The organism is Terriglobia bacterium (assembly GCA_035712365.1).
In the GTDB taxonomy this organism is placed as follows: Bacteria; Acidobacteriota; Terriglobia; order UBA7540; family UBA7540; genus SCRD01.
This window is the reverse complement of sequence record DASTAW010000037.1, coordinates 1-21262: the sequence shown is the minus strand read 5'-3', so window position 1 is coordinate 21262 and position 21262 is coordinate 1. Positions and strand designations below refer to the sequence as shown.

The following is a 21262-nucleotide window of genomic DNA, read 5'->3' as shown; positions in this document are numbered from 1 at the left end:
GATTATGGACAACGTTAATCGCAGGGACTTTATGAAATCCATCGCAGCAGCCGGGGCCCTGGCCGGGGTTCCGGCGCAAGCGGCCGAGCCGGATAGTGGAGAACCCGTCTTTCTTGCAACCTGGAAACACGGGCTGCCGGCGGTGAATCGCGCGGCCGAAGTCTTCCACCAGGGCGGGAGCCTGCTGGACGCCATCGAAAAGGGGATTAATATTCCCGAAGAGGACCCGGAGGTGACGAGCGTTGGTTATGGCGGTCTGCCCAACGCCGAGGGTATTGTGGAGCTGGACGCTGGCATTATGGACGGTACCCGTCACCGCGCGGGCGCCGTCTGTGGCTTGCGAGGGGTCAAGACCCCGATCTCAGTGGCCCGCCTGGTCCTCGAAAAAACCAGCCATACGACCATTGGCGGAATCGGCCTCCAGGAGTTTGCCCGGAACATGGGTTACCACCCTGAACAATTGCTGACGCCAAACAGCCTCAAGGCGTGGATGGAGTGGAAAGCCGATCCTCACCACCAGACCTTCTGGCTGAATCCTGAACATCATGACACGATTGGCGTGGTGGCGACGGACGGCAAGGGCCACCTCGTGGCCGGATGTTCCACTTCCGGACTGGCATGGAAAATTCCCGGCCGCGTCGCCGACTCTCCCCTTGTGGGCTGTGGATATTACGCCGACGACCGCGCCGGTGGAGCTTCTGCCACCGGTGATGGCGACCTGATGAGCAATTACTGCACCAGCGTCTCGATTGTACAGATGATGGGACGCGGCGCGTCTCCGCAGGAGGCCTGCGAGGACCTGCTTCGGGACATGGTCAAAGCAGAGTCCAGAAACAAAGAGGCGGCCTGCGCGGTCATCGCCATGAACACCCGCGGAGAGGTCGGCGCCGCTTCAATGAACGCCCAGTTCCATCTGCAATACGCGCTCTGGAAATCTGGCCAGGGCCAGATGCTGGAGTCCAAAGACGTTTTCTGAAGAATTGCGCGCTTCCGGGGAACGGCTGTTTGTATTGAGATCAGCCGGCGGTCAACTTTTCAGGTTGCGTAGCTCGACTCCCCACGGCGAGCATCCATGCCAGGACCAGCAAACTGACCACCAGACCTGCAACTCCATTCCAACGGAAAAATAGCGAAGGCTGCGACAGCAATTGCACGAGTGGCGCGGCAACTTGAATGCAGAAAATCGCCGCGATATACGCCAGAATGTTCATCCGGCAAAACCAGCCTGCAATCGCCACCGCCCCAAGCAGGGGGATAAAGGCCATTGCCCATCCGGCCACGTACTCCCGGAGGGAATGCGCGCCCGAGGGACCCAGGCTGACAAGCACCAGCAACGCGACCGGCCAAATCCACCAGGCCCGCCGCGACCATCCTGAGCGGGCCAGATAAATCAGAATCCCCGCCAACGCAGCGCCCAGCACGGTGTAAATAATCGCGTGCAGCACCACCGAAATCACCGGGAGTGACACATCCATCCGCCCGGCGAAGAGGCCGAAGGAAACCGGGGCAAAGGCGTGAAAGCGGTCGGAGATCAATGTATTCGCCCGTGAAACCCCCACTGCTGCGGCAAGGCTGAGCGCCAGAGCGATCACCGCGTCGCGCCGCCACACTCGCCGCGCTGCGCCTCTGAAAATCGACCAGGAAGCCGGATAGAAGCTGGTCGCCAGCGCCACGGCAAGCCAGATCACCAGTCCCATGAGCAGCGGACTCACCGCCAATCCGACCGCGACCGTGATCCAGAAATTGCTCAGGGAAATTGATGTTCTGTACTGCTCATACATGAGCGGAATAGCGTTTAGTTCACCGATAACCGTCAATCCTGCCAGCGCCAATCCTACCCATAATGAGCGGCGCCACGGGATTTTTCCCGCGCGCACCTGATTCACAAAAAACATGATCACCAACGCGAACAGAGCGACCCCAAGGAGGCTTTCAAGCCCGAGCAAAATGGAATTTCCCAGCCGCGATGCCTCGCGCTGCCGAATCCATTCTTCCGGCAGCTTGAAATACCGGGAAGTGCCAACCACCTGGTCTCCCGCAAGATCGACGGCAATCCGAAAATGCGCCTCTCCCACATTGAGCGGATTGTCAGGCTTCACCTGCCAGGTGAGCGTGTAGTCTTCCCGCGCCTCGCGCTTTTTCGATTCAGAGTTTTGCAGCTCGAAGTCTGAGAGACGATATCCTTTTTGCCGCAGGAAATTTTCTGCCAGCGAGCGGGCTGCATCGGGGGACGGTGTTGCGCCCGGCGCGTTCTCGTCCAGACTGTGCCGGTCACCAAATACCCGGTTGTCGGCGGGATCGACAAAAACCTCGTATTCCTCCTTCTGCATCGGCTTGAAGAAGCGGACATCCCAGAGCACCAGGCGGGTTGAGCGTCTATAAAGTTGCTCGGAATCCTTGACAGAGAGGTGTTCCAGGAAATACCGCAGCGTGAGTGGGTCAACATTTTCAACAAGCCAGGCTGCCTGGTGATATTCCTCCACCTTTGTACCCTTCCCAGCCAGATATGCGGTGGCCGAGTGCTTTGCAGCAGACCGCGCGAAATGGAGCGTAATATCCCGGCCAAATCGATAAGCCGGGATGAAAGCTGCCCCCACAAGGACCACAAACAGCAGCCCGGCTGCAAGAATGCGCGGCCTCTTGAAAGGCTGATAGCTTACGGATCCCTCGGTTTCCTCGACCAGTTCTCCCTTTGGGGCGCGCCTGATTCCAACGCTCTCATTGCTGAGGCCAGATTCATCAGAGAACGTTCCGCTCCTCAAGTAAGCGATCAAGGCGACCATCAGCGGAATCAGCATAATGCCGGCCGTCAGCCCGCCCGAGACTCGCAAGTAGTTGTTTGGAGAGCGCAGCAGAAGAAAGGCCGTGTACAGCGCATCTACTGAGTAATGCCAGATTAGCGTGGCGAAAATGCCAAATCGAAGCATGATGACGCCAACGATGATTCCAGCAACGCCCACCTCGATGCCTCGAATGAAAAAGGGCTGATTCGGATAGGCAGAGTGCAGAAATCCCCAGATAAACGCCGCCAGAATCAGTCCCGCCGCGCGTGAGCGGAAGATTTTTGCGAGAAAAGGGATTCCGAACGCCCTGAACTGCAATTCTTCTGAAACGGCGGGGAGAAAGCCCATCAGTAGCACAGCAGCCCAGGGAATTCGCGTGTTCAACAGGTTTGAAAATGGAATGTCAGCAGGCGCCCAGGCCCCCAGCTTGTCGGCCGCCAGGTAGAACACCGTCTGGTAGGCAAAAAAGAAGAACGTCATGGCAATGCCCACCACGTTCGCGATGAAGAAGGAACGCGACCGCAGGCCGCGCCAGGTCAGCGTGCGCCGCACCGATGCCAGGCCGCCAAGCCTCTCCCGGTAAACAGGTTCAGCACTGGCGACGAGCAGAAAAATCAATGCTCCCACGCCCAGGGCGCTCAAAATGGCATCGCGGAAATATCCCGCCATGAAGCTTGAATACGAATCGGTGGTGGAATAGCCAAACTGGCTGAGTGAAAAAGAATTCAGTTGCTCGAGAAAGTAAAGGACCGTTCCGACCATTCCAAAACCCGCTGCCATCCTGAGCGGAACGTCCCGGTCGCGCAAGCGGTTGACCAGGATCACCAGCATAGCCAGGCTTAGCAAAATCCAGAAAACCTGGTCAACTACTTGCGCGGACGTATTGCGGGAACGAAGGCCCTGGTAATCCCGGAGGTACTGATCGGGAATCTTGACAAATTCAGTGTAGCCCGCAACCTGGTCGCCATCCACCTCCACCTCAATGCGGTAGCTGCCGCTACCCAGCTCGACGTTCTTCTGCTTCCACGTAAAGCTGTAGTCCGCTCGCGCCGGCCGCTTTTCTGATTGAATATCAAGAAACTCGAGGCCCGAGAGGTCGCGGTGCATTGTAGTTTGTAGAAACTGTTGTGCTATTTGCCGCGCCTCGCCGGAACTCAGTGAGGCCCCCGGCGCCGCGTCACCGATCTCATGGTCAAAGCCCACCACATGGCCCTGCGTGTCAACGTCCACCCGGAACTCTTCCTTCTGCTGGGGCTTGAACCAGCGGTGTGACCAGCGCCACAAATGAATGGGACCGCGGGTCAACCGGTTCATTGCGGCCAGCCCTTGGGTGCGTTCGAGGTAGGTTTTGGAATCGTCGTCATAGGTAAAAATAGCGGCATGCCGATAGCCGCCGGTGCTGATGCCGCGAGACGAGAGAAAGTCCTGCGCAATGGTGAGCGAGTCTGCGCGGTTGACCCGCAGCGTGAGGGAGGCTTCAGGAAAAGCCAGGGAGAAGTACTTGATGCCGATCACCAGCGAGATTGCGGCCACCACGATGGCGACCAGGATGATCGTACGTTCGCGAGAGCCAAGTCTGACAGACATAGAAACCTCTGGACCATGGGGCAGGATTCAAACTGCATCGAGGATTATACCAATCGGAAGGTCAAACGGCGGAATTCGCATTGGGCCAAAATGCTTCCGTCGGCGCGCAGCGCCACCTGCCGCCTCTGTGGGCCCGGCTATTCGAGGTTCTTCACCATCACCCAAGCCGCCAGGCCATTGCTGTAATACCGCTCAATTTTCTCCAGCTTGCGGTAGCCGAGCGCCTCATAAAAACTCTGCGCCGCCAGGTTATCTTCCGCCGTCTCGAGGTAGATGATTCTCAGCCTGGCCTTGCACGCCCACTGCTCAGCCACTTTCATTAAGCGAGTACCCGTACCCTGGCGCCGCGCGCGCTTCACGACATCGATGGTAATAATATGCCCAACGCGCCCCGGTTCACGGTTCGCCACCAGAAAGCCAGCAATCGCGCCCTCGTCTTCTGCGACCCATGCCCTGGCCGAACGGAAACCGATATATCCCGCCAGCTCCTTCCGTGAGTAGGAAATCCCGGGGGGGAAACATGCCTCATCAATTTTGGAAAGGATTGGCAGGTCCGAAGGCTGAAATTCGCGAATCTCCATGGAAAACCCGCAAGGCGTTCACATTGGCAATCTGCAAGCCGTCACCACCGGAAATTGCCGGCATGCCCTGCGCAACCGGGTCCGTTTGAAGCCACGGCAGGATTTAGCGCAACAGCGGCGTTCGCATCGACTGGCATATCATCCGGCTGATTCCAGCAGGCGATCAATGTCCTCTTTGCTGTTATAGAGATAAGGCGACACCCGGATGCGTTGGTGCCTCAGACTGACTTCAACATGACGGGCCTTCAGTTCAGCGTAGGTCCTGTCGGTCGCATCGTCTGAGCCGCAGCGGAAGCACAGAAGGGGCGAGGGAAGCTGCAACCTGTCGGCGTTGGTCAGGATGTAGCCGCGAACCTGCAAGCCTTCCGCTGCCCGGTCAAGCAGCGCTGTGCAATGCGTGGTCACAGCGGGCACGCCAACCCCACGGACAAATTCCAGCGAAGCCTCCATTGCCGAAAGGTTGATAAAATTGGCCGTTTCGGGAGCATCAAAGATTCTGGCCGCATCCGCCAGCTTGAAGTCGTCTACCGGTAAGGCGTCAAAATCCTCCGCACCGTCCACAGACATCCAATTGACCACTTTCAACTCCAGACGGTCGAGCAGTTTTTCCCTAACATAAACGAATCCAGTTCCATAGGGTCCCAGAAGCCACTTGTAAGCGGCCACCGCCAGAACGTCAACGGGAAGTGAATGGACATTCAGTTCCATCGCTCCCACTCCCTGCGTGCCGTCCACAACAAACAAAGCGCCCCGCTCGCGGGCCAGTTGCCCCATCACAGCAAGATCAATTCGCCTTCCAGTTGAATAATTCACCCAATCGAGCGCCAGAATCTTCGTTTTAGAAGTGAAAGCAGCCGCGACGGCATCTGGATTCAGGGGGCGCTCGTGGTTCTTCAGCACGCGCACCTGCACGCCACGCCGCCGCATATGGAGCCAGGTAAAAAGATTGGCGGGAAAGTTATCGCCAGCAACAATTACTTCGTCTCCGGGCCCCAGTTGCAACCCGGCGGCCACTACGCCGATGCCCTGTGTCGCTCCGCTGGTCAGAGCGATTTCCTTCGCGTCGCTGCCGATGATCGCGGCCAGGTGGTTCCGAACACGCTCAGGCAGGGCGAAATATTCCGCCGGATCCGTGCGTTCCGGATGACATTTCTGATCGATAGCTTCATGCGCGCGCGCCACGGCTGCCAGGGGAAACACGCCCTGGTAAGCGCAGTTCAGATAGGTCGTCGCGCCAAAGTCAGCGAAGTGCGGGCGGTAGTCGTCCATCGATTAAAGTGTCACTTTGCAGGAAATGGCATCCAAAACGAGTGCAAGAGACCTGCGTCACATTTTTCAGCGTCTGGAGGCCGTGCGAACGCTGGCGTTCAGATGGTCAAGAATTTCAGTCGCCACCTGGTCCACGGCCTTCGAAAGGTCCGGCGGACCGTATGGAATACGAACAGCATCCTGCCAGATCGATTTTCCGCTCACCCGGTCGGTGATATAAATTTCAGCGTGCATCCGTTTCAGGCGCGGCAGGTCAAAGCAGGTTCCCCTCATAATCGCGTCGGCGTCATCCTCTTTGTCCACAACTTTCAGCCAGGAAAGGTGGGCGATGTCGTCCGAAAGTTTCTCGTCCAGGTTGTGATCAATCCGCTCCACGTAAACCTTGCGCATTTTCAGCAGCATGCCGGGGTCGGTCGTTCGCGTATTGCCGGGTTCTCCCAGAGAGGGGCGAGAAGGTCCGAGTGTCGGCGCTTGCTGGCTGAAAAGCGCTGGAGTTGACGTCAGGCATATAACCAGGGCCCAGATTAGACGCCGCATCACAAGCCTCCGTTGCAGAGTTAGTCCTAAGTTTAGCAGAAAGGCCCGAGTATGGATTTGTCTGGATGGAAAAAGTTGGTCTGCACAAAACAGAAGGTCGATTGTCAACCGACTGTTGTTGCCCTGTAAGAAATAGGCGCCCCCGGGACCAGCCGGCCGCCGCGCGGGCCGACAGCAGTAAAACCGCATCTCGGGAGGAATATTTTCGTCAGGCAATGAATCCACGGAAGCGTTCAGGCGCAACGGTAAATTCGGGGAAGACGGCTGCGGTGTCTTCAGCGCCCAAATGCCGGACAATAACCTCGGCGAAAACGTCGCGGAAATCAGTGGTCATAGCAAGGTCCCGGTCCTCATTTAGCTGGCCAGGCTTCAGACCGGGCCAGTCGCCGGAAACCTTCCCTCCCTTGACGCGCCCACCCAGCACCAGCATGGCGTTGGCGTGGCCGTGGTCGGTCCCGCGATTGCCATTCTCGCGCGCCGTGCGGCCAAACTCGGACATGGTGAGGACAACCACATCTTCCATCCTGTCGCCAAGGTCCTTGTGGAATGCCGCCAGCGCGTCGCCGAGATCCTTCAGGTTGTTGGCCATCTGACCTTCCACACCGCCCTCGTTCACGTGATTGTCCCATCCGCCCACATTCGAGAAGGCCACTTCAAGCCCGACGTCAGCTTTGATTAGTTGCGCCACCTGCTGAAGGTCCTGCCCCAACTTGCCGTGAGGATATTCGGCCCCATTGGCAGGCTGATAGTTTTCCGCCCCGATGTGCCGCAAGGTTCGAATAGCCTCGAACGTTTCAGCCGCCGCGCCCGCGAAGAGCGGGTCCCGGCTCGAAGCATACATCTCCTCGAATGCCAGCTCTTCGGCGGCGGGCGTGGCAGGCTGGAAGGGTGGCGGGTCAGGCCGGCCCAGCAGGCGGAAGTTTTTGATCTGCTCGATCACCAGCGATGACGCCTGGCCGGCCAGCGTTCGCGGCATGCGTGGGGCAACGGCCACCGCTCGGAAGGGAGTGGCTTCGGCCTGCGGCTTTGCAGCCAGATAGCGGTTCAGCCAGCCATCCTCGGTCGATTTCACTCCCGGCGTCGCCGTTTCCATGTAATCCTGGGCGTCAAAGTGGGAGCGCGTGCTGTTCGGCGATCCGACTGCATGAATAATCGCCAGTTGCCGGGCATCGAACAGCGGCTTCATCTGTGCCAGGCTTGGATGCAGTGCGAAGAAACCGTCCAGATCGATTGCCGCCGGCCCGGCGCCCGTGGCGGCGCGGGTCTGTGGCTCCGGAATGGCGATGGTAGGCCGCATCCAATAATAGTCTTTTTCTGCGAAGGGTATCACCATGTTGAGCCCGTCCACTGCGCCGCGCTGAAAGATGGCAACCAGGACCCTACGCCTGCGGCCGCTCGAGTCCAACGCGAAAGCCGTGCGCCGCATGAAGCTTGGAACACACCCCGCCCCGAATAGAGTCAACCCAGCCGACTTCAGGAAATAACGCCTCGTTACCGGCACGTCACACCTCGCGATGCTTCAATTCAAAATCAGGCATCGGCCTAGCGCCGCTGGAACTCCGGTGATGCCAGCAACAGCCCCGCAACGGTGGCCATTTCCGGCGGGATTCCCTCCGGTGTCGATGGCCCGGCTTCAAACTTCCGTCCCAGGCTACCCTTGCTCAGAACCGCTTCTACTGTTGATGGCGACACCGGCTCGCCCAGCAGACGTTCGGCGACCGAGGTTACCAGATCTGTGCCGCTTTGGCCGCCGTTCAAGGCCAGGAGATTGCCCAGCCGGACCTCGGTTCCAGGGAGCCGGCCGGTGGCCAGCAGCATGGAAAAGTTCAACCGCCACAGCAGCGTGCTGGAATTGATCCACGTGCCACCTCGGTCGGCGTAGCCTGATGGCGCCTCGTATTGAAACATCGGGTGGCCCATCCTGTCCAAGGCCGTGACAATAGGCAGACCAGCATCAGTATCGGCGCCCAGGGCCCGCAAGGCGCTGGCGACGTACTCGAGCGGCGACTTCACCTTGGCCCGATAGGCAGCAGGAGACTTAAATTCGCGCGAAGTCAAGATGGCGGCCACTACCTCGCGAATGTCGCCACGGGTTGATTCGAAAGCGCCGCTTGCACGGTCAATTACAGACTGCGGCGGATCGTCGGCAACAAATCTGCGGCACAACTGGGTGGAAATGAACCTGGCTGTCGAGGGATGGGGGGCCAGCAGATGCAGCGCTTCCTGGCCGTCTTCGATGCCGCGGCCGGCCGGGAATTTGTGCCCGAGCACGAGCTTGGGATGATAGTCGTGCATCCGCGGATTGAAAAAGAATTCCGCCGCGTATCGCGGCCGCCGTATAGTCCACCCGGTAAGGCAGCGCGCGACTTCAATCACATCCTGTTGCGTGTATCCGCCGTTGACACCCAGTGTGTGGAGCTCCATCAATTCCCGACCATAATTTTCATTCAGGCCGCGACTTTCCTTGGCATTTTTCAACTTCTGGCGGCGCACCCGAGGATATCGAGGCTGTCGGGAAAACGGTCCGCCGAATGGGCCTCGCCGCATCAAGGCCACCCGCTGGTGCTGGTCCCCTTCATTGGGTATTTTGCGGCCTTCCAGCCTCTCCACGTCTGCAAGAGGCGGCGCCGAGCTTCTCCAGTTGTCCAGATAAAAAAGCATGGCGGGGCTCTGTGCTGTGGCAGTAAGCAAGTCCTCAAACTTTCCCAGCGCATATGGCCGGATGGTGTCCCGCTCAAACGGGGTCAGCAGCCAGCGGTCGGGTCCCTTGAGGGCGTAAATATTAAAGTGGTTCATCCAGAACTGGACCAACACTTCTTGCAACTGCCGCTTACTGTAAACCGCCCGCCACACCTCCTCCCTGGCAAGCTCCACCAGTACGCGACGCGGCCCCTCGAGGGCCTGAAGTCTCTGTTTCTCAAGCGTGGTCTGGCGGTCCCGGGGCGATTCAGGCTCCGTCGAATTTGGCTGCCCTGCGCCACTTGCGACAGCCGCCGGCTGCCGTCGCGCCGCGCCGCTGTTTGCCTTCCCTGCCTTGCGCGGCGGCGGATAATTTTCGATCAGCTCTGCGGAACTCATGGCGAGCGTAGGCAGTTGCAGCAGTCGCTTCTCGACCTCGGAGTCGTCAATTCCGGCCGGATCAAGCTGCTCCTGAAGAAGGGCCTTCAAACCAATCTCGCGGACACGTTCGAGATCACCCGGCGCTGGTCCAAACTCGCTTCGGTTCAGAACGTGCAAAATCTGCTGGTCATCTGGTGACATCATGCCCCGGCCTCTCTACGTCGCGGCGAGCGGGCTTATCGTCCTGGTTCTGCCTTCAGCAGGATCAAACCCCCAACAAAAGAAAAAGTTGCGCTGAATTATTGAGCCTGAGCTTCATCTACTACGGTATCCGCGGCATGGAGGTGAAAAGCAGACCTGCTGCCGGCCACGAAAGCCGGCCGGTCGCTGATACGAAACCTTCACCGTCAGGTTTATTCCCAGGGAGTGTTAATTTCCGTGCCGGCGGACATAGACGATGTAATCGGTTGCGGACGGGTTCCCGCCCGCTCCCCGGATTTCTGCGGCAATTTGCCCACGGTGGTAGGCGCCGTGCAGCACCAATTGCATCAGGATGTCCCGAATCGGGACACGAAATTCAGCCCCCTTGGTGTTGCGGTGGACAATATCTTCATCCAGGCGTTCAGGTCCCAGACTGCTAAGGAACAAATTCCAACGCTCGTGCAGCTCGCTGAAAGCCGCGCACGTTTCTTCCAGAGTCATGAACGGCCATGGCGCAGGAGGGGCACCGCCGGGCGCTTCCAAGCGCCCCAGCCAGACGCGCTGCGCTCCAACAATATGCCCGGCAATTTTGAGCGCCCGTTCATTGGTCGTGCTGAGGCTGGAGATGCTGCGGAGAGATTCCTGGTTGGCCCAGTGGTCATACTTGAACAGATGTCGGAATGAGTCCAGGGACTCCATACGATTTGCCTCCTCGATCTGGCCGATCAACGGCCCAGCGTGCCAGGCGGCGAACAAGCCCGACGCCTGCCCTATTTGGCTTCCTTCCAGTTCTTTCCAGTCCCCATATCCACCTTCAGAGGCGCCTTGAGCGGGTAGACGCCTTCCATTTCCTTTTGGATGATCTCCTGTGCCGCGTCCACTTCCTCCTCCGGCGACTCGAAGACGAGTTCGTCGTGGACGGTCAGGATCATCCGGGTTCCGAGCTTCTCCCGCTTGAGCCGATCGTGTACTTTCACCATTGCCAACTTCAGCAGGTCAGCGGCGGTGCCCTGCAACGGGGTATTCATGGCCTCGCGCTCGGCCCGGTTTCGCGCCACCGCATCCGGGCTTCTAATTTCCGGGATGGGACGCATGCGGCCAAACAACGTGCGGACCCGCTCCGTGGTGCGGGCTTCCTCGATGCGGGCTTCCAGGTAGGCTTGCACCCCTTCATAGCGCCTGAAGTACGCATCAATGTACTGCTGCGCTTCGGTCTTGCTGGAGCCGGTCCTGGCTGCGAGACCGAAGGAACTGAGCCCGTAGATCACGCCGTAATTGATCGCCTTGGCCATTCGCCTGTGTTCGTGGTTTTGAAGGGCCGGCGGGACGCCAAAAATTTCCTGGGCGGTGCGCGCGTGGATGTCCTCCCCTTGCGTAAATGCGTCTATCAGCACGGCATCGCCTGACATATGCGCAAGAACTCGCAACTCGATCTGCGAATAGTCCGCCGCAATCAGCAGCCGCCCCGGCTCGGCCACAAAAGCCGAACGGATGCGCAGCCCGAATTCCTCGCCGATGGGAATATTCTGCAGGTTGGGATTCGAGGACGATAACCGCCCCGTGCGGGACCCGGCCTGGTTGAAGCTCGTGTGCAGCCTGCCCGTTTCCTGGCTAATGTATTTCGGCAGCGCATCCAGGTAGGTGGATTTCAATTTCGCCCGCGTGCGATAGTCAATGATTTTCCGCGGCAGTTCGTATTCCTCCGCCAGCGACTCCAGCACCGTCGCCACGGTTGAATACTGTCCGCTCTTCGAAAGTTTTTTGCCGCCGGGCATTTTCAGCTTCTCGAAAAGGATTTGCCCCAGTTGCTTGGGTGAATCGATATCAAAGGGCCCTCCCGCCAGACCGTAAATCTGATGGGTCAGCTCTGTAAGCTCGCCGGCGAAGGCTTCGGACATGCCAGCCAGAATGGCCGGATCGATCTTCACTCCGGTCGCTTCAACGTCGGCCAGCACGCCGGCCAGCGGCAGCTCGATCTTCGAATAAAGGTCCCGCAGGTTTTCGTGCGAAACCTGAGGGCCCATCATCTCAGCGAGCTCATACGTATAGCGCGCTGCCAGTCCCAGAGATCTGTTGGGCTTTCGTCCCATGCGCAGGAGTGACAGTGATTCCAGCGTATGGCTGGTGGCCAGTGGATTCAGCAGATAGGAATAGAGCATTGTGTCGTGCGCCACAACGCCCACGTCAATCCCCTGCTTGCGCAGCATCATCCGGAAGAGTTTTGAATTGTGGACCGCGAGCGCTCGGCCATTTCCGGGAAGCACCGTCCTAATCGCTTCTGGCGACTTGCTTAAGAAATCCACCGCCATCACGGCGGAGCGCTTGCCGTCTGACAATCCAATTCCTGCCAGCCGCCCTTCAAATCCTTCATCTCCGTCTACATCGAACGCGATGGCCAGCGCCTCCGAATCCGGTATCGCCTTGAGCCACTTTGCCACCTCAGCGGCCGACCGAAGCTCTGTCGAGTCGTCGCCCACCTCCACCTCTTCCGCCCCGGCCTCCTCGAGAAGCTCGCTCAGTAGAGAAACAAAACCGAGTTCCTGGCACAACGCCCGGACTTCATCCACGTCATATTTCGAGGGCGTCAGGTTTTCCGGCCCGACCTCCAAAGGCACGTCGGTCCGAATGGTGGCAAGCTGTCGGCTCAGCAGCGCTTCTTCGCGAAAATCACGCAGAGCTTCCCGGTAACTTTGCCGCGAAACCTGCTCATAGCCATCGAGGGCGGCTTCCAGAGTTCCAAACTGGTTGATCAGCTCGGTGGCGCCTTTGGGGCCGATATAACTTCTCTTTTTCCCATTTTCCGTCTGGGCGGGTTCGCGGCCGGGCAACGGGCGTGCGCCGGGAATATTGTCACTGGAGTCTCCGGTCAAGGCCAACCAGTCCACCACCTGGCCGGGCTCCACGCCGATGATCTCCTTCACCTTCGCTGCGTCGCAAACCATCTCTCCGCTCGTTGATGATCGGGCCGGCTTGACGACTCTGACGTTGCCATCGACAAGCTGGAACAGGTCCTCATCTCCGGAAGCGATAAAGACTTCCGCGCCTCGACTGGAAGCCCGGCGGGCCAGTGTTCCGATCAGGTCGTCCGCCTCAAATCCCTCCATTTCAATCAGTGGAAGGCCCAACGCTTTGCAGAAGCGATGCACATAGGGAAGCTGGACCGCCAGTTCTTCAGGAAAAGGCGGCCGGTTGGATTTGTACTGCTCGAAAAGCTGGTCACGGAAGGTTGGGGCCGATTTGTCAAAAGCCACGCCAACCTTATCGGGCTTGTAGTCCTTCAGCAGTTTCCGCACGGTCCGCAGAAAGATGTAGATCGCTTTGGTGGGCATGCCGCTGGGCGACGTCAACGCGGTCTGCATCGGAGCATAGAATGCGCGGAACAGCAGCGACATCGCGTCAATCAGAACCACTCGCCCCGGTTTTGCCGTCTCAACCACGCAGTCCCCCTGATCAGCAGCCATTGTATCTTACAGCAAAAATGGGCAACAATCGGAATGAACCGCTGATCGTCAATCTGAGTCAAGTTGTTGCATTTTTGACACACCGCAAGAAACGCGGCTCTTGCTCCCTCTCTTTCAAATGATTGTTATAGCGCAACTTAATTGCAACTCTGGCCTTGGAACAGTTCTTGCATATACAATGCTGAGTTCCCGGAGGCCTTTTGAGTCGACAAAGCACCATCGCACGGCCTGCAACAACGGAGGGAATCGGTCTACACACCGGCGTCCCTGTCCATGTTCGACTGGCGCCCGCGCCAAGCGGCACGGGGATTGTCTTCAAACGGGTTGACCTGGACGGGTTCAGCATCCCGGCAACGGCCAGGAATGTGGCCCGAGTGAGTTACGCCACCAGCCTGATGAGGCAAGGCGTGCTCATCTCGACCACTGAACATCTGCTTTCCGCGCTCGCGGCATGCTCAATTGACAACGCCCTCATCGAAATTGACAACCTCGAAATTCCCATTATGGACGGCAGCGCCCTGCCATTCCTGAAGCTCATCCGGGAGGCGGGCGCCAGGCAGCAGCGCGCAGCGAAAAGCTGGGCGAAAGTCGTGAAGCCTGTCGAGATCGTGGACGGCCAGAAGCGCATTGCAATTTATCCCTCTGAAGAATTCAAAATCACTTACCGAATTTCCTTCAATCACCCTCTGATCGGCGAACAGGAACGCGCGTTCACCATGAACCAGTCTGGTTATGAACGAGGCATTGCCCCGGCCCGGACGTTCGGATTCATCGATGAGGTCGAGATGCTGCGCCAGAGCGGGCTGGTGCGCGGAGGCTCGCTCGAGAATGCGGTTGTTCTCACCAAAACCGGCGTGATGAATCCGGAGGGCTTGCGCTTTCCGGACGAGTTCTGCCGGCACAAGATTCTGGACCTCATCGGTGACCTGGTCATGTTCGGCCGTCCGCTGATTGGGCACATCATTGCTGACCGCGCCGGCCACGCCATGCACATCGCCCTGGTCAGCCGTTTGCTCCGCGAAAAGAGCGCCTGGAAACTGGTCCGGCAACCGCATGCCATGTCCGCAAAGTCCCCTTCCGAGGCTGCTGCCATCGCCGCCAGCCCGGTAGCCTGAAGTCCTCTCCTGCACGCCTGTGCCGCTATGGCCGCTCTTATGCCCATCTGATATACTCGCCTTGAGGTGAACCTGCCCTTTCCGAGAGCTCCCATGTCCACCGTAGATACTGATAAAGAATTCAGCGTTTTCGATTCAATGGCTGCCCGCTTCGACGTAGCCGCCCACAAACTCGACCTGGATGAAGGGCTTTTGAAGTACCTTCGCACGCCCAACCGCGAGATCATTGTTCACATTCCTGTCACCATGGACGACGGCAGGCTGGAAGTGTTCGATGGCTTCCGAGTCCAGCACAGCATTGCTCGAGGTCCCTGCAAGGGCGGCGTGCGATATGGCCCGAACGTCAGCCTCGACGAAATCCGAGGCCTTGCCGCCGAGATGACGTGGAAATGCGCGGTGGTGAATATTCCCTTTGGCGGAGCCAAGGGCGGCATCATTTGCGACCCGGAGCGCCTCAGCACGGGCGAGCTTGAGCGAATCACCCGCCGCTACACGGCTGAGATCCTCGACTATATCGGCCCTGAACGCGACGTCCCAGCTCCGGACATGAACACCAATGAGCAGACAATGGCCTGGATCATGGACACCTACTCCATGCACGTGCGCCACACCGTCACCGCCTCTGTAACCGGCAAGCCTTTCGGTCTGGGAGGATCGCGCGGGCGCCCTGCCGCCACCGGGCGTGGCTGCATGATCGTGACCGACCAGGCGCTCAAACGCTTTGGCCGGCTGCGCGAGCAAACCAGGGTGATCGTCCAGGGATTTGGAAATGTAGGTTCACAGGCCTCGCGGCTGATGCACGAAGCCGGTTACAAAATCATCGGCGTGGCAGACATCCACGGAGGTGTGCTAAACACCAACGGGCTCGACATTCCCCAACTGCTCGAATACTCAAAGGAAAACAAAACGCTCGCGGGCTTCCCCGAATCCGAAAGCATCGGCAACCAGGAAATCCTGGAGCAGGATTGCGACATCCTGCTTCCCGCGGCCACCGAAAATGTCATCACCAGCAACAACGCCAGCCACCTTCGCGCGCGCATTCTCGTGGAGGGCGCCAACAGTCCCACCACGCCCCCAGCCGACGATATTCTGTTTGACCGCGGCGTCTTTGTAGTGCCAGACATTCTGGCCAATGCCGGTGGCGTCACCGTTTCCTACTTTGAATGGGTGCAGGACCGCCAGGGATATTTTTGGCCGGAAGGAATGGTGAATGAAAGGCTGAAGCACATCCAGGTCGCTGCATTCAACGACGTGGTCCTTTACGGCGAAAAACACAACGTCAATAACCGGATCGCGGCTTATATGCTGGCCATCGACCGCGTCGCCACCACGCTGAAGCTGCGCGGGATTTACGCGTGATTGATGATCCCGGATCATCAGCCACCAGTTTTCACAATAGAATTAAAGTGAACTCCAGGCGTACATACCTGGAAGCTAGCTGCCCGCCTGCAGCCGCTCTGGTGTTAGAATCGCATACAGGAGATCAGCCCATGCGTCAAGTCGTGTTATATCCCGGCGAAGATGGTTATTGGCTGGCTGAGTGCCCCAGCCTTCCGGGATGCATAAGCCAAGGGAAGACGAAAGAGGACGCAACGCAAAACATCCGGGAGGCGATCCGGGGCTACATTGCCGCACTGGAAAGCGACGGTTTGCCCGTGCCTGAGGAGCGGTTCGAAGTACTCGTGATGGCAGTATGAGTAAGCTGCCCCGCGTTTCCGGGCGACAGTGCAGGAAGGCCTTGGAACGCGCAGGCTTCCAATTCAAGCGGCAGGAGGGCAGCCACATTATTCTGCGGCGCGATTCACCTTACGCGCAGGTTGTTGTCCCTGACCACAAGGAACTTGACCGCGGCACCCTCCGTTCCATTCTTCGGTTTGCCGGCATTTCTCCCGAACAATTCGCAGCCCTGCTGAAGTAACGCTGCACTCGCGGTGCGTCAATCCCGTCATGCGCTGTGCGCCAACCGGCGATATTCCCTTTCGGATTCGCCCGGCAGCAGCACCCACAGAGTATAAATTCCGAGAGCTGTGCCGAACGGGACATGAATCAGCGCGATGACCCCCAGCACCAGGGCAAGCACGCGCGCCCACGAACGGTAGTTCAGCAGGCCCCAGCCAGCCAGGAAACCTGCTATGGAAATTGCGAACAGGGCCACTCCAATAAAGCCCGCGATCGGCCAGACAAAAGCGTGGAACGGGAACGGAATAAAATGCATTGCGATGCCGCTGCCAAACCACAGGCCGAAGGCTGGGACCAGCCGGATCAATGAAACCACCAGCCAGAGGATGCCCAGAATCTTGGTGTGCTTTTCAATCCGGTTTCGATAGGACGGAGCAGGCGCCCTGGGCGGTTCGACGGGCGGCGCGGGAGGAGGAGGACCCACCGCTCCCACAACCTGTTTGCCGCACTTGCTGCAAAAATTCTGTCTCGGAACCAGGCTTGCGCCGCAGTTGTTACAGAACATTTCGATACCCTCGCTTCTTTGCACTTGCTACCAGTAAATACGCAGCCCCGGCGCAGATAGTTCCCTTCTCCGAGGATAGCACCCGTAGCAGGGCCATGCATGCGGTACAATCAGTCACTTGGTTCCAGGAATGCCACAAGGTCCCGAATCCGAATACGCGGCGCGGCTGGAGGCCCTGCACGTTTCAGAGTCGCGCCTCGACCGCCGGCACAGGTCGCTCGGCCGCCTGAACCTGGCGATTGCTCTAGCCGGTCTCGGCGTCATTGTGGTGGCGCTTGGCTCGAATTCGGTGTCCATCTTGTGGGCGCTGGTTCCTGGCGGGGCGCTGGTGACATCTGAAGTCATCCACGCACGCGCACTGCACGCCCTGCAGCAATGCAAACGCGCCATCGGATTCTACGAGCGAGGCATGGCTCGCCTCGAGAACCGCTGGATGGGAACAGGAGAATCCGGCGAGCGTTTTCTCGATCCATCCCATCCCTATGCGCGCGATCTCGACCTGTTTGGCAAGGGATCGCTTTTTGAGCTGCTCTGCACCACGCGCACCCGGACGGGTGAAGCAGTCCTGGCCCGTTGGCTTCTTGCGCCTGCCCCGGTCGAGGAAATCCGCGCCCGCCATGCTGCAGTTAGCGAACTTCGTGAAAGAGTGGGGCTTCGCGAAGACCTGGCAGTCCTGGGTGAAGACGTCCGCTCCAAAGTGCATCCTGATCTGCTGGCAGCCTGGGCTGAAGCAGACCGGGTCCTGAGGCCTGGCCCGGCCCGCGCGGTGGCCTTCGTGCTGGCCGCGGTATGGTTGATCAGCCTGGCGGTGTGGTTTGGTTGGGGCTGGTGGTCGCTGGTGCTGGCGTCAACCGTTGTCAATCTGATTTTCAATTCCCGGTTCAGCGAGCGCGTCCGGCACGTCGTGCCAGACCTCGGAATCACCCCCAGTTCCGAAGCACAGAAAACGCCATCTACCGAAGATGTCTCGAACGGCCTGGCGGTGCTGGGCGTCGTTCTGGAGCGCCTGGAGCGCGAACAATTTTCAGCGCCAACACTTGCCAGGCTGCAAGCGGCCTTGCAGGTGGAAGGACTGCGCCCATCCCGCGCCATCGCCCGGCTGGGCCGCTTCGTCGAATACATGGAATCGCGAAGAAACCCCGTGGTGGGGGCCATCAATCCCTTCGTGTTCTGGAGCCTTCACGTTGCTTTCGTCATCGAATCGTGGCGCGCAACATTTGGACCGTCCATCCGCGGCTGGCTTGCGGCCGTCGGCGAAATGGAAGCGTTATGCGCGCTGGCCGGTTACTCTTACGAGCACCCGGCCGACACCTTCCCGGAATTCGTTCCAGCCGAACGGGGGCTGTTCGACGCCGAGGGGCTTGCCCATCCCCTGCTTCCCGAATTGAAGGCTGTAAAGAATGACCTGACCCTTGGAGATGGCCTGCGCCTGATGATCATCAGCGGTCCCAACATGGCGGGCAAAAGCACCCTGATCCGCGCCGTGGGAATCAATGCCGCGCTGGCCCAGTGCGGCGCCCCCGTGCGCGCCACACGCCTGCGCCTGTCGCCGCTGGCCGTTGCCGCTTCCATCTGCGTTCTCGATTCGCTGCAGGGTGGCATTTCGCGTTTTTATGCGGAAATCATGCGTCTTAAGCTGATCACGGGGCTGACGAAGGGTCCCATGCCCGTGCTGTTTCTGCTCGACGAGTTGTTGAATGGCACCAATTCTCACGACCGTCGAATCGGGGCCGAGGGCCTGGTCAGAAGCCTTGTCGAGCGTGGCGGGATCGGCCTTGTCACCACGCACGACCTCGCGCTGGCCAAAATGGTTGACCAGTTGGGTCCCAAGGCCGCCAACTTCCATTTTGAAGACCACCTGGAAAACGGGCAGCTCCGTTTTGATTACAAGCTCACCCCCGGCGTGGTCCAGACCAGCAACGCGCTCAATCTGATGCGTTCCATCGGGCTCGAAGTCTGACAAACTCGCCCAGAGATGCCTCGCCTTAACCTGACGCGATTTTCAGCCTCGGAATACGTAGCGGGCTGGTCCGTCAAAAAGGCATCGTGACGGTCAGCGCAGCAGGTACCTTATCGCAAGCTTTTCAGGAAGCTGACAATCTGCCAGCGCTGCTCGGGAGGCAGGCCCGACCATGATGGCATTCCCGCCCGCGGATTGCCGTTCTTCAAAAACCAGAACAGAATGCCATCCGGCGCTTCTCGGATGCCGCTGGAGCGCAAGGGCGGCGCCTTCCTGCCGCCTTCGGCCTTTCCGCCGTGGCATTGAGCACAGTGCCGGAGGAAGAGTTTCCTGCCGGCCGGGACGGTATCCGGCTGGCCATGATAAGGATTCCGCAGATTGTACGCGGAGGCGGGCGCTCGGTCAAACGCGGAAGGCATTCCCGCGGTGTCGGGCGCCTTTTTCTTCCCGCCCAAACCGGCCGCGGCAGCAAGACCGCAGGTTTGCATGAGCAGCATCATACACAACAACCGGCCCACCGCGATTCTCTTCATTTTCCCCTCCCTGTAAACAGCCCACGCACGGCACGGCCAAACCCCGGAAACTCGTAGGAAACTCCCAGGCGCAAGATAAAACCGTACGCCGGGCCAGTGAGGCCGAAAGAAGGTGAAATGCTAAAGGTGGGTCCGGCAGGCAGCGACCAGGCAATCACCGGGGCAATATAGTGTGACGTGTCATGGAGAGTAAAGCGGTCTGCCGACCCAAGTCCGCCATAAAATTCCAAGCCGGCACGAAAATTTTCCGGACAAAAGGTGCAATCGAACGGCTTCGCGGCCAGGCCGAGCGGGCGGCTGACTCCGACCGCGTATCCAAACTCCCAAGGTGCGTGGGCCAGGTTCTTTTCGCCAATGAAATTTTCGGAAACATTCCAGCCCTTAAAGTCGCTGCTGAGAATGAGCCGCGTTTCGACTTCATGCTCAATTTCCTGGCGCGCAATCCCGTTCGGATCAAGTCCGTCCATCTGGCCATCGAATCCCACCACTTCCTTCAGTGCCTTGTCGGCGGAAAGGCGCTCGTATTCCACGTAGAGCACCGGGTTGATCCAATGGTCGCCGGCCAGGACGTGGAAACGGTTTTCCACGCGGTACCCGCTGAAAACCGTGCTGTCGCGCAGCGTGCTCTGCCCTTCGAGGTAAACTTCTGTGGTCCACCAGCCAGTCGTGCCATATTCGAATTCCGTCAGACTGCTGAAGAAGCGATTGCCGCCGCTCGGCCGCGCCGTGGTGGGTTCAAACTCAATCTCCAGATTGCCAGGCTCCTCCATGTGGTGGTCGTAGGTAATGAAGTAGTGTGACTCCTGCGCAGGCGCAATCTTGACGCCGCCCGCCCACAGCAAGGCAGCGGTCAGCAAATGCGGGAGCGTCCGTCTGCTGCACAGTCGGTAGCGGATTTTATGAAGCTGCTGGCTGCTAACCATCGGGTCCTCCTTGAAAACCCCGGCTGGCAGCCATAGAATGGAGACGGTCGCCAGCCCCGCAGGGCGGGGTTGTTGATCACAGGCTTCCGCGCGGCCCTTCGCCAAAAGTGATGCCGCTGGAAGCCCCCCTTTTTTACTGCTCAAAACTCCTTGTCGTTTTCAGTCTGCTTGCTGCCAACTGACGGCTGCAAGGCCAGACCATCAGATGCGATTTATTCGCAACTAGAAGAGCAAAGCAATCTCTACTAATTAGTCAAGATTATGTCCATCCCGCTCCGCTGTCAAGGACCCTTTTCACTGTCTGTCGAACCTGAAGGTCCGACCCCCTAGCTCATGTAAGGCTGCGGCCTTTTCTCCCAAGGGCTCAGCGCTTGAATATCCGCGCCTCTTTCTCCGGCAGGGCCGCGGTACTTCCCATAGGAGGTCGGAGCTAAAGAGTCTGTGTGGCAACATAAGTGGGCTACTAGAAATCAATAAGTTACAGGGATGCCTTGGCCCGCAAGTTGTTGATTCTTCGTTGCGGCTTCGGGTTCTCACACAGACTCTTCAGCCGCTGAAGCAATCATCGGGAAAATCTAAAGTGCTGACCCGCCGCCGCTCCTGACTTCTGGCTTCTGATTCCTGACTTCCAGCCTCTCCCCTCCCGCCGATTTTGCTGTCAACGCAAAATAGAAAGTTCCGGTATTTAGCCAGATAGAAACTTCCCCCTCCAGGGGTGGTTTGGGGGAGGGGTGTGGGCTTTGCTGGCGGCAAGTCCTGGAGGCCGTAGGCCGGAAGGACTTGCCGGC

At 58.9% G+C, this 21262-nt stretch carries 18 protein-coding genes; 6 read left to right on the top strand and 12 right to left on the bottom strand.

Features of this window, described 5'->3' with window-relative positions:
- Window positions 1-4: 4 nt before the first annotated feature.
- Entirely contained in the window at window positions 5-976 is a 972-nt protein-coding gene (locus tag VFQ24_10790) for an isoaspartyl peptidase/L-asparaginase (GenBank protein HET9178830.1), read from the top strand.
- 40 nt (window positions 977-1016) lie between these two features.
- On the opposite strand, the gene VFQ24_10785 is transcribed toward VFQ24_10790, so the two are convergent.
- The 8 genes from VFQ24_10785 to polA all read right to left on the bottom strand — a co-directional run bounded on the left by VFQ24_10785 (window position 1017) and on the right by polA (window position 13479).
- Entirely contained in the window at window positions 1017-4370 is a 3354-nt protein-coding gene (locus tag VFQ24_10785) for a CPBP family intramembrane glutamic endopeptidase (GenBank protein ID HET9178829.1), read from the bottom strand.
- Between the two features lie 137 nt (window positions 4371-4507).
- Entirely contained in the window at window positions 4508-4951 is a 444-nt protein-coding gene (locus VFQ24_10780) for an N-acetyltransferase (GenBank protein ID HET9178828.1), read from the bottom strand.
- A 138-nt stretch (window positions 4952-5089) separates the two neighbouring features.
- Window positions 5090-6220, bottom strand: a complete 1131-nt coding sequence (locus VFQ24_10775; GenBank protein HET9178827.1) for an aminotransferase class V-fold PLP-dependent enzyme — start codon at window positions 6218-6220, stop codon at window positions 5090-5092.
- 66 nt (window positions 6221-6286) lie between these two features.
- Window positions 6287-6757, bottom strand: coding sequence for a hypothetical protein (locus VFQ24_10770; GenBank protein ID HET9178826.1), 471 nt, complete (start codon window positions 6755-6757; stop codon window positions 6287-6289).
- A 208-nt stretch (window positions 6758-6965) separates the two neighbouring features.
- Window positions 6966-8258, bottom strand: coding sequence for a DUF1501 domain-containing protein (locus tag VFQ24_10765; GenBank protein HET9178825.1), 1293 nt, complete (start codon window positions 8256-8258; stop codon window positions 6966-6968).
- Window positions 8259-8299: 41 nt separating this feature from the next.
- Window positions 8300-10021, bottom strand: coding sequence for a DUF1800 domain-containing protein (locus tag VFQ24_10760; GenBank protein ID HET9178824.1), 1722 nt, complete (start codon window positions 10019-10021; stop codon window positions 8300-8302).
- A gap of 225 nt (window positions 10022-10246) precedes the next feature.
- Window positions 10247-10717: a DinB family protein gene (locus VFQ24_10755; protein HET9178823.1), complete on the bottom strand. Its 471-nt coding sequence runs from the start codon at window positions 10715-10717 to the stop codon at window positions 10247-10249.
- A gap of 71 nt (window positions 10718-10788) precedes the next feature.
- A complete protein-coding gene (polA, locus tag VFQ24_10750; protein HET9178822.1) occupies window positions 10789-13479 on the bottom strand; it encodes a DNA polymerase I in 2691 nt (896 codons plus the stop codon).
- 200 nt (window positions 13480-13679) lie between these two features.
- Between polA and lpxC the strand changes: the two genes are divergently transcribed.
- The 4 genes from lpxC to VFQ24_10730 all read left to right on the top strand — a co-directional run bounded on the left by lpxC (window position 13680) and on the right by VFQ24_10730 (window position 16512).
- Window positions 13680-14594 carry a UDP-3-O-acyl-N-acetylglucosamine deacetylase gene (gene lpxC / locus VFQ24_10745; GenBank protein ID HET9178821.1) on the top strand — a complete coding sequence of 305 codons (915 nt, stop codon included), beginning with the start codon at window positions 13680-13682 and terminating at the stop codon, window positions 14592-14594.
- Window positions 14595-14687: 93 nt separating this feature from the next.
- Window positions 14688-15953 (top strand): Glu/Leu/Phe/Val dehydrogenase, encoded by a 1266-nt coding sequence (locus VFQ24_10740; GenBank protein ID HET9178820.1) that lies wholly within the window; start codon window positions 14688-14690, stop codon window positions 15951-15953.
- 131 nt (window positions 15954-16084) lie between these two features.
- Window positions 16085-16291: a type II toxin-antitoxin system HicB family antitoxin gene (locus VFQ24_10735; GenBank protein ID HET9178819.1), complete on the top strand. Its 207-nt coding sequence runs from the start codon at window positions 16085-16087 to the stop codon at window positions 16289-16291.
- A complete protein-coding gene (locus VFQ24_10730) occupies window positions 16288-16512 on the top strand; it encodes a type II toxin-antitoxin system HicA family toxin (GenBank protein ID HET9178818.1) in 225 nt (74 codons plus the stop codon). Before VFQ24_10735 ends, VFQ24_10730 begins: the two co-directional genes overlap by 4 nt.
- A 27-nt stretch (window positions 16513-16539) precedes the next feature.
- Here the strand turns inward: VFQ24_10730 and VFQ24_10725 are convergent, their stop codons facing one another.
- On the bottom strand, window positions 16540-17058 hold the full coding sequence (locus VFQ24_10725) for a zinc-ribbon domain-containing protein (GenBank protein ID HET9178817.1): 519 nt from the start codon (window positions 17056-17058) through the stop codon (window positions 16540-16542).
- A gap of 130 nt (window positions 17059-17188) precedes the next feature.
- On the opposite strand from VFQ24_10725, the gene VFQ24_10720 reads away from it, so the two are divergent.
- Window positions 17189-19018, top strand: a complete 1830-nt coding sequence (locus tag VFQ24_10720; GenBank protein HET9178816.1) for a DNA mismatch repair protein MutS — start codon at window positions 17189-17191, stop codon at window positions 19016-19018.
- 110 nt (window positions 19019-19128) lie between these two features.
- Here VFQ24_10720 and VFQ24_10715 read toward each other — a convergent pair whose 3' ends face one another.
- The 3 genes from VFQ24_10715 to VFQ24_10705 form a co-directional block, all read right to left on the bottom strand.
- Window positions 19129-19551 (bottom strand): c-type cytochrome, encoded by a 423-nt coding sequence (locus VFQ24_10715; protein ID HET9178815.1) that lies wholly within the window; start codon window positions 19549-19551, stop codon window positions 19129-19131.
- Window positions 19548-20474: a hypothetical protein gene (locus VFQ24_10710; GenBank protein ID HET9178814.1), complete on the bottom strand. Its 927-nt coding sequence runs from the start codon at window positions 20472-20474 to the stop codon at window positions 19548-19550. The genes VFQ24_10715 and VFQ24_10710 overlap by 4 nt, the downstream gene beginning before the upstream one ends.
- A gap of 546 nt (window positions 20475-21020) precedes the next feature.
- Window positions 21021-21262, bottom strand: a 242-nt coding sequence (locus VFQ24_10705) for a hypothetical protein (GenBank protein ID HET9178813.1), incomplete at its 5' end; no start/stop codon positions are given.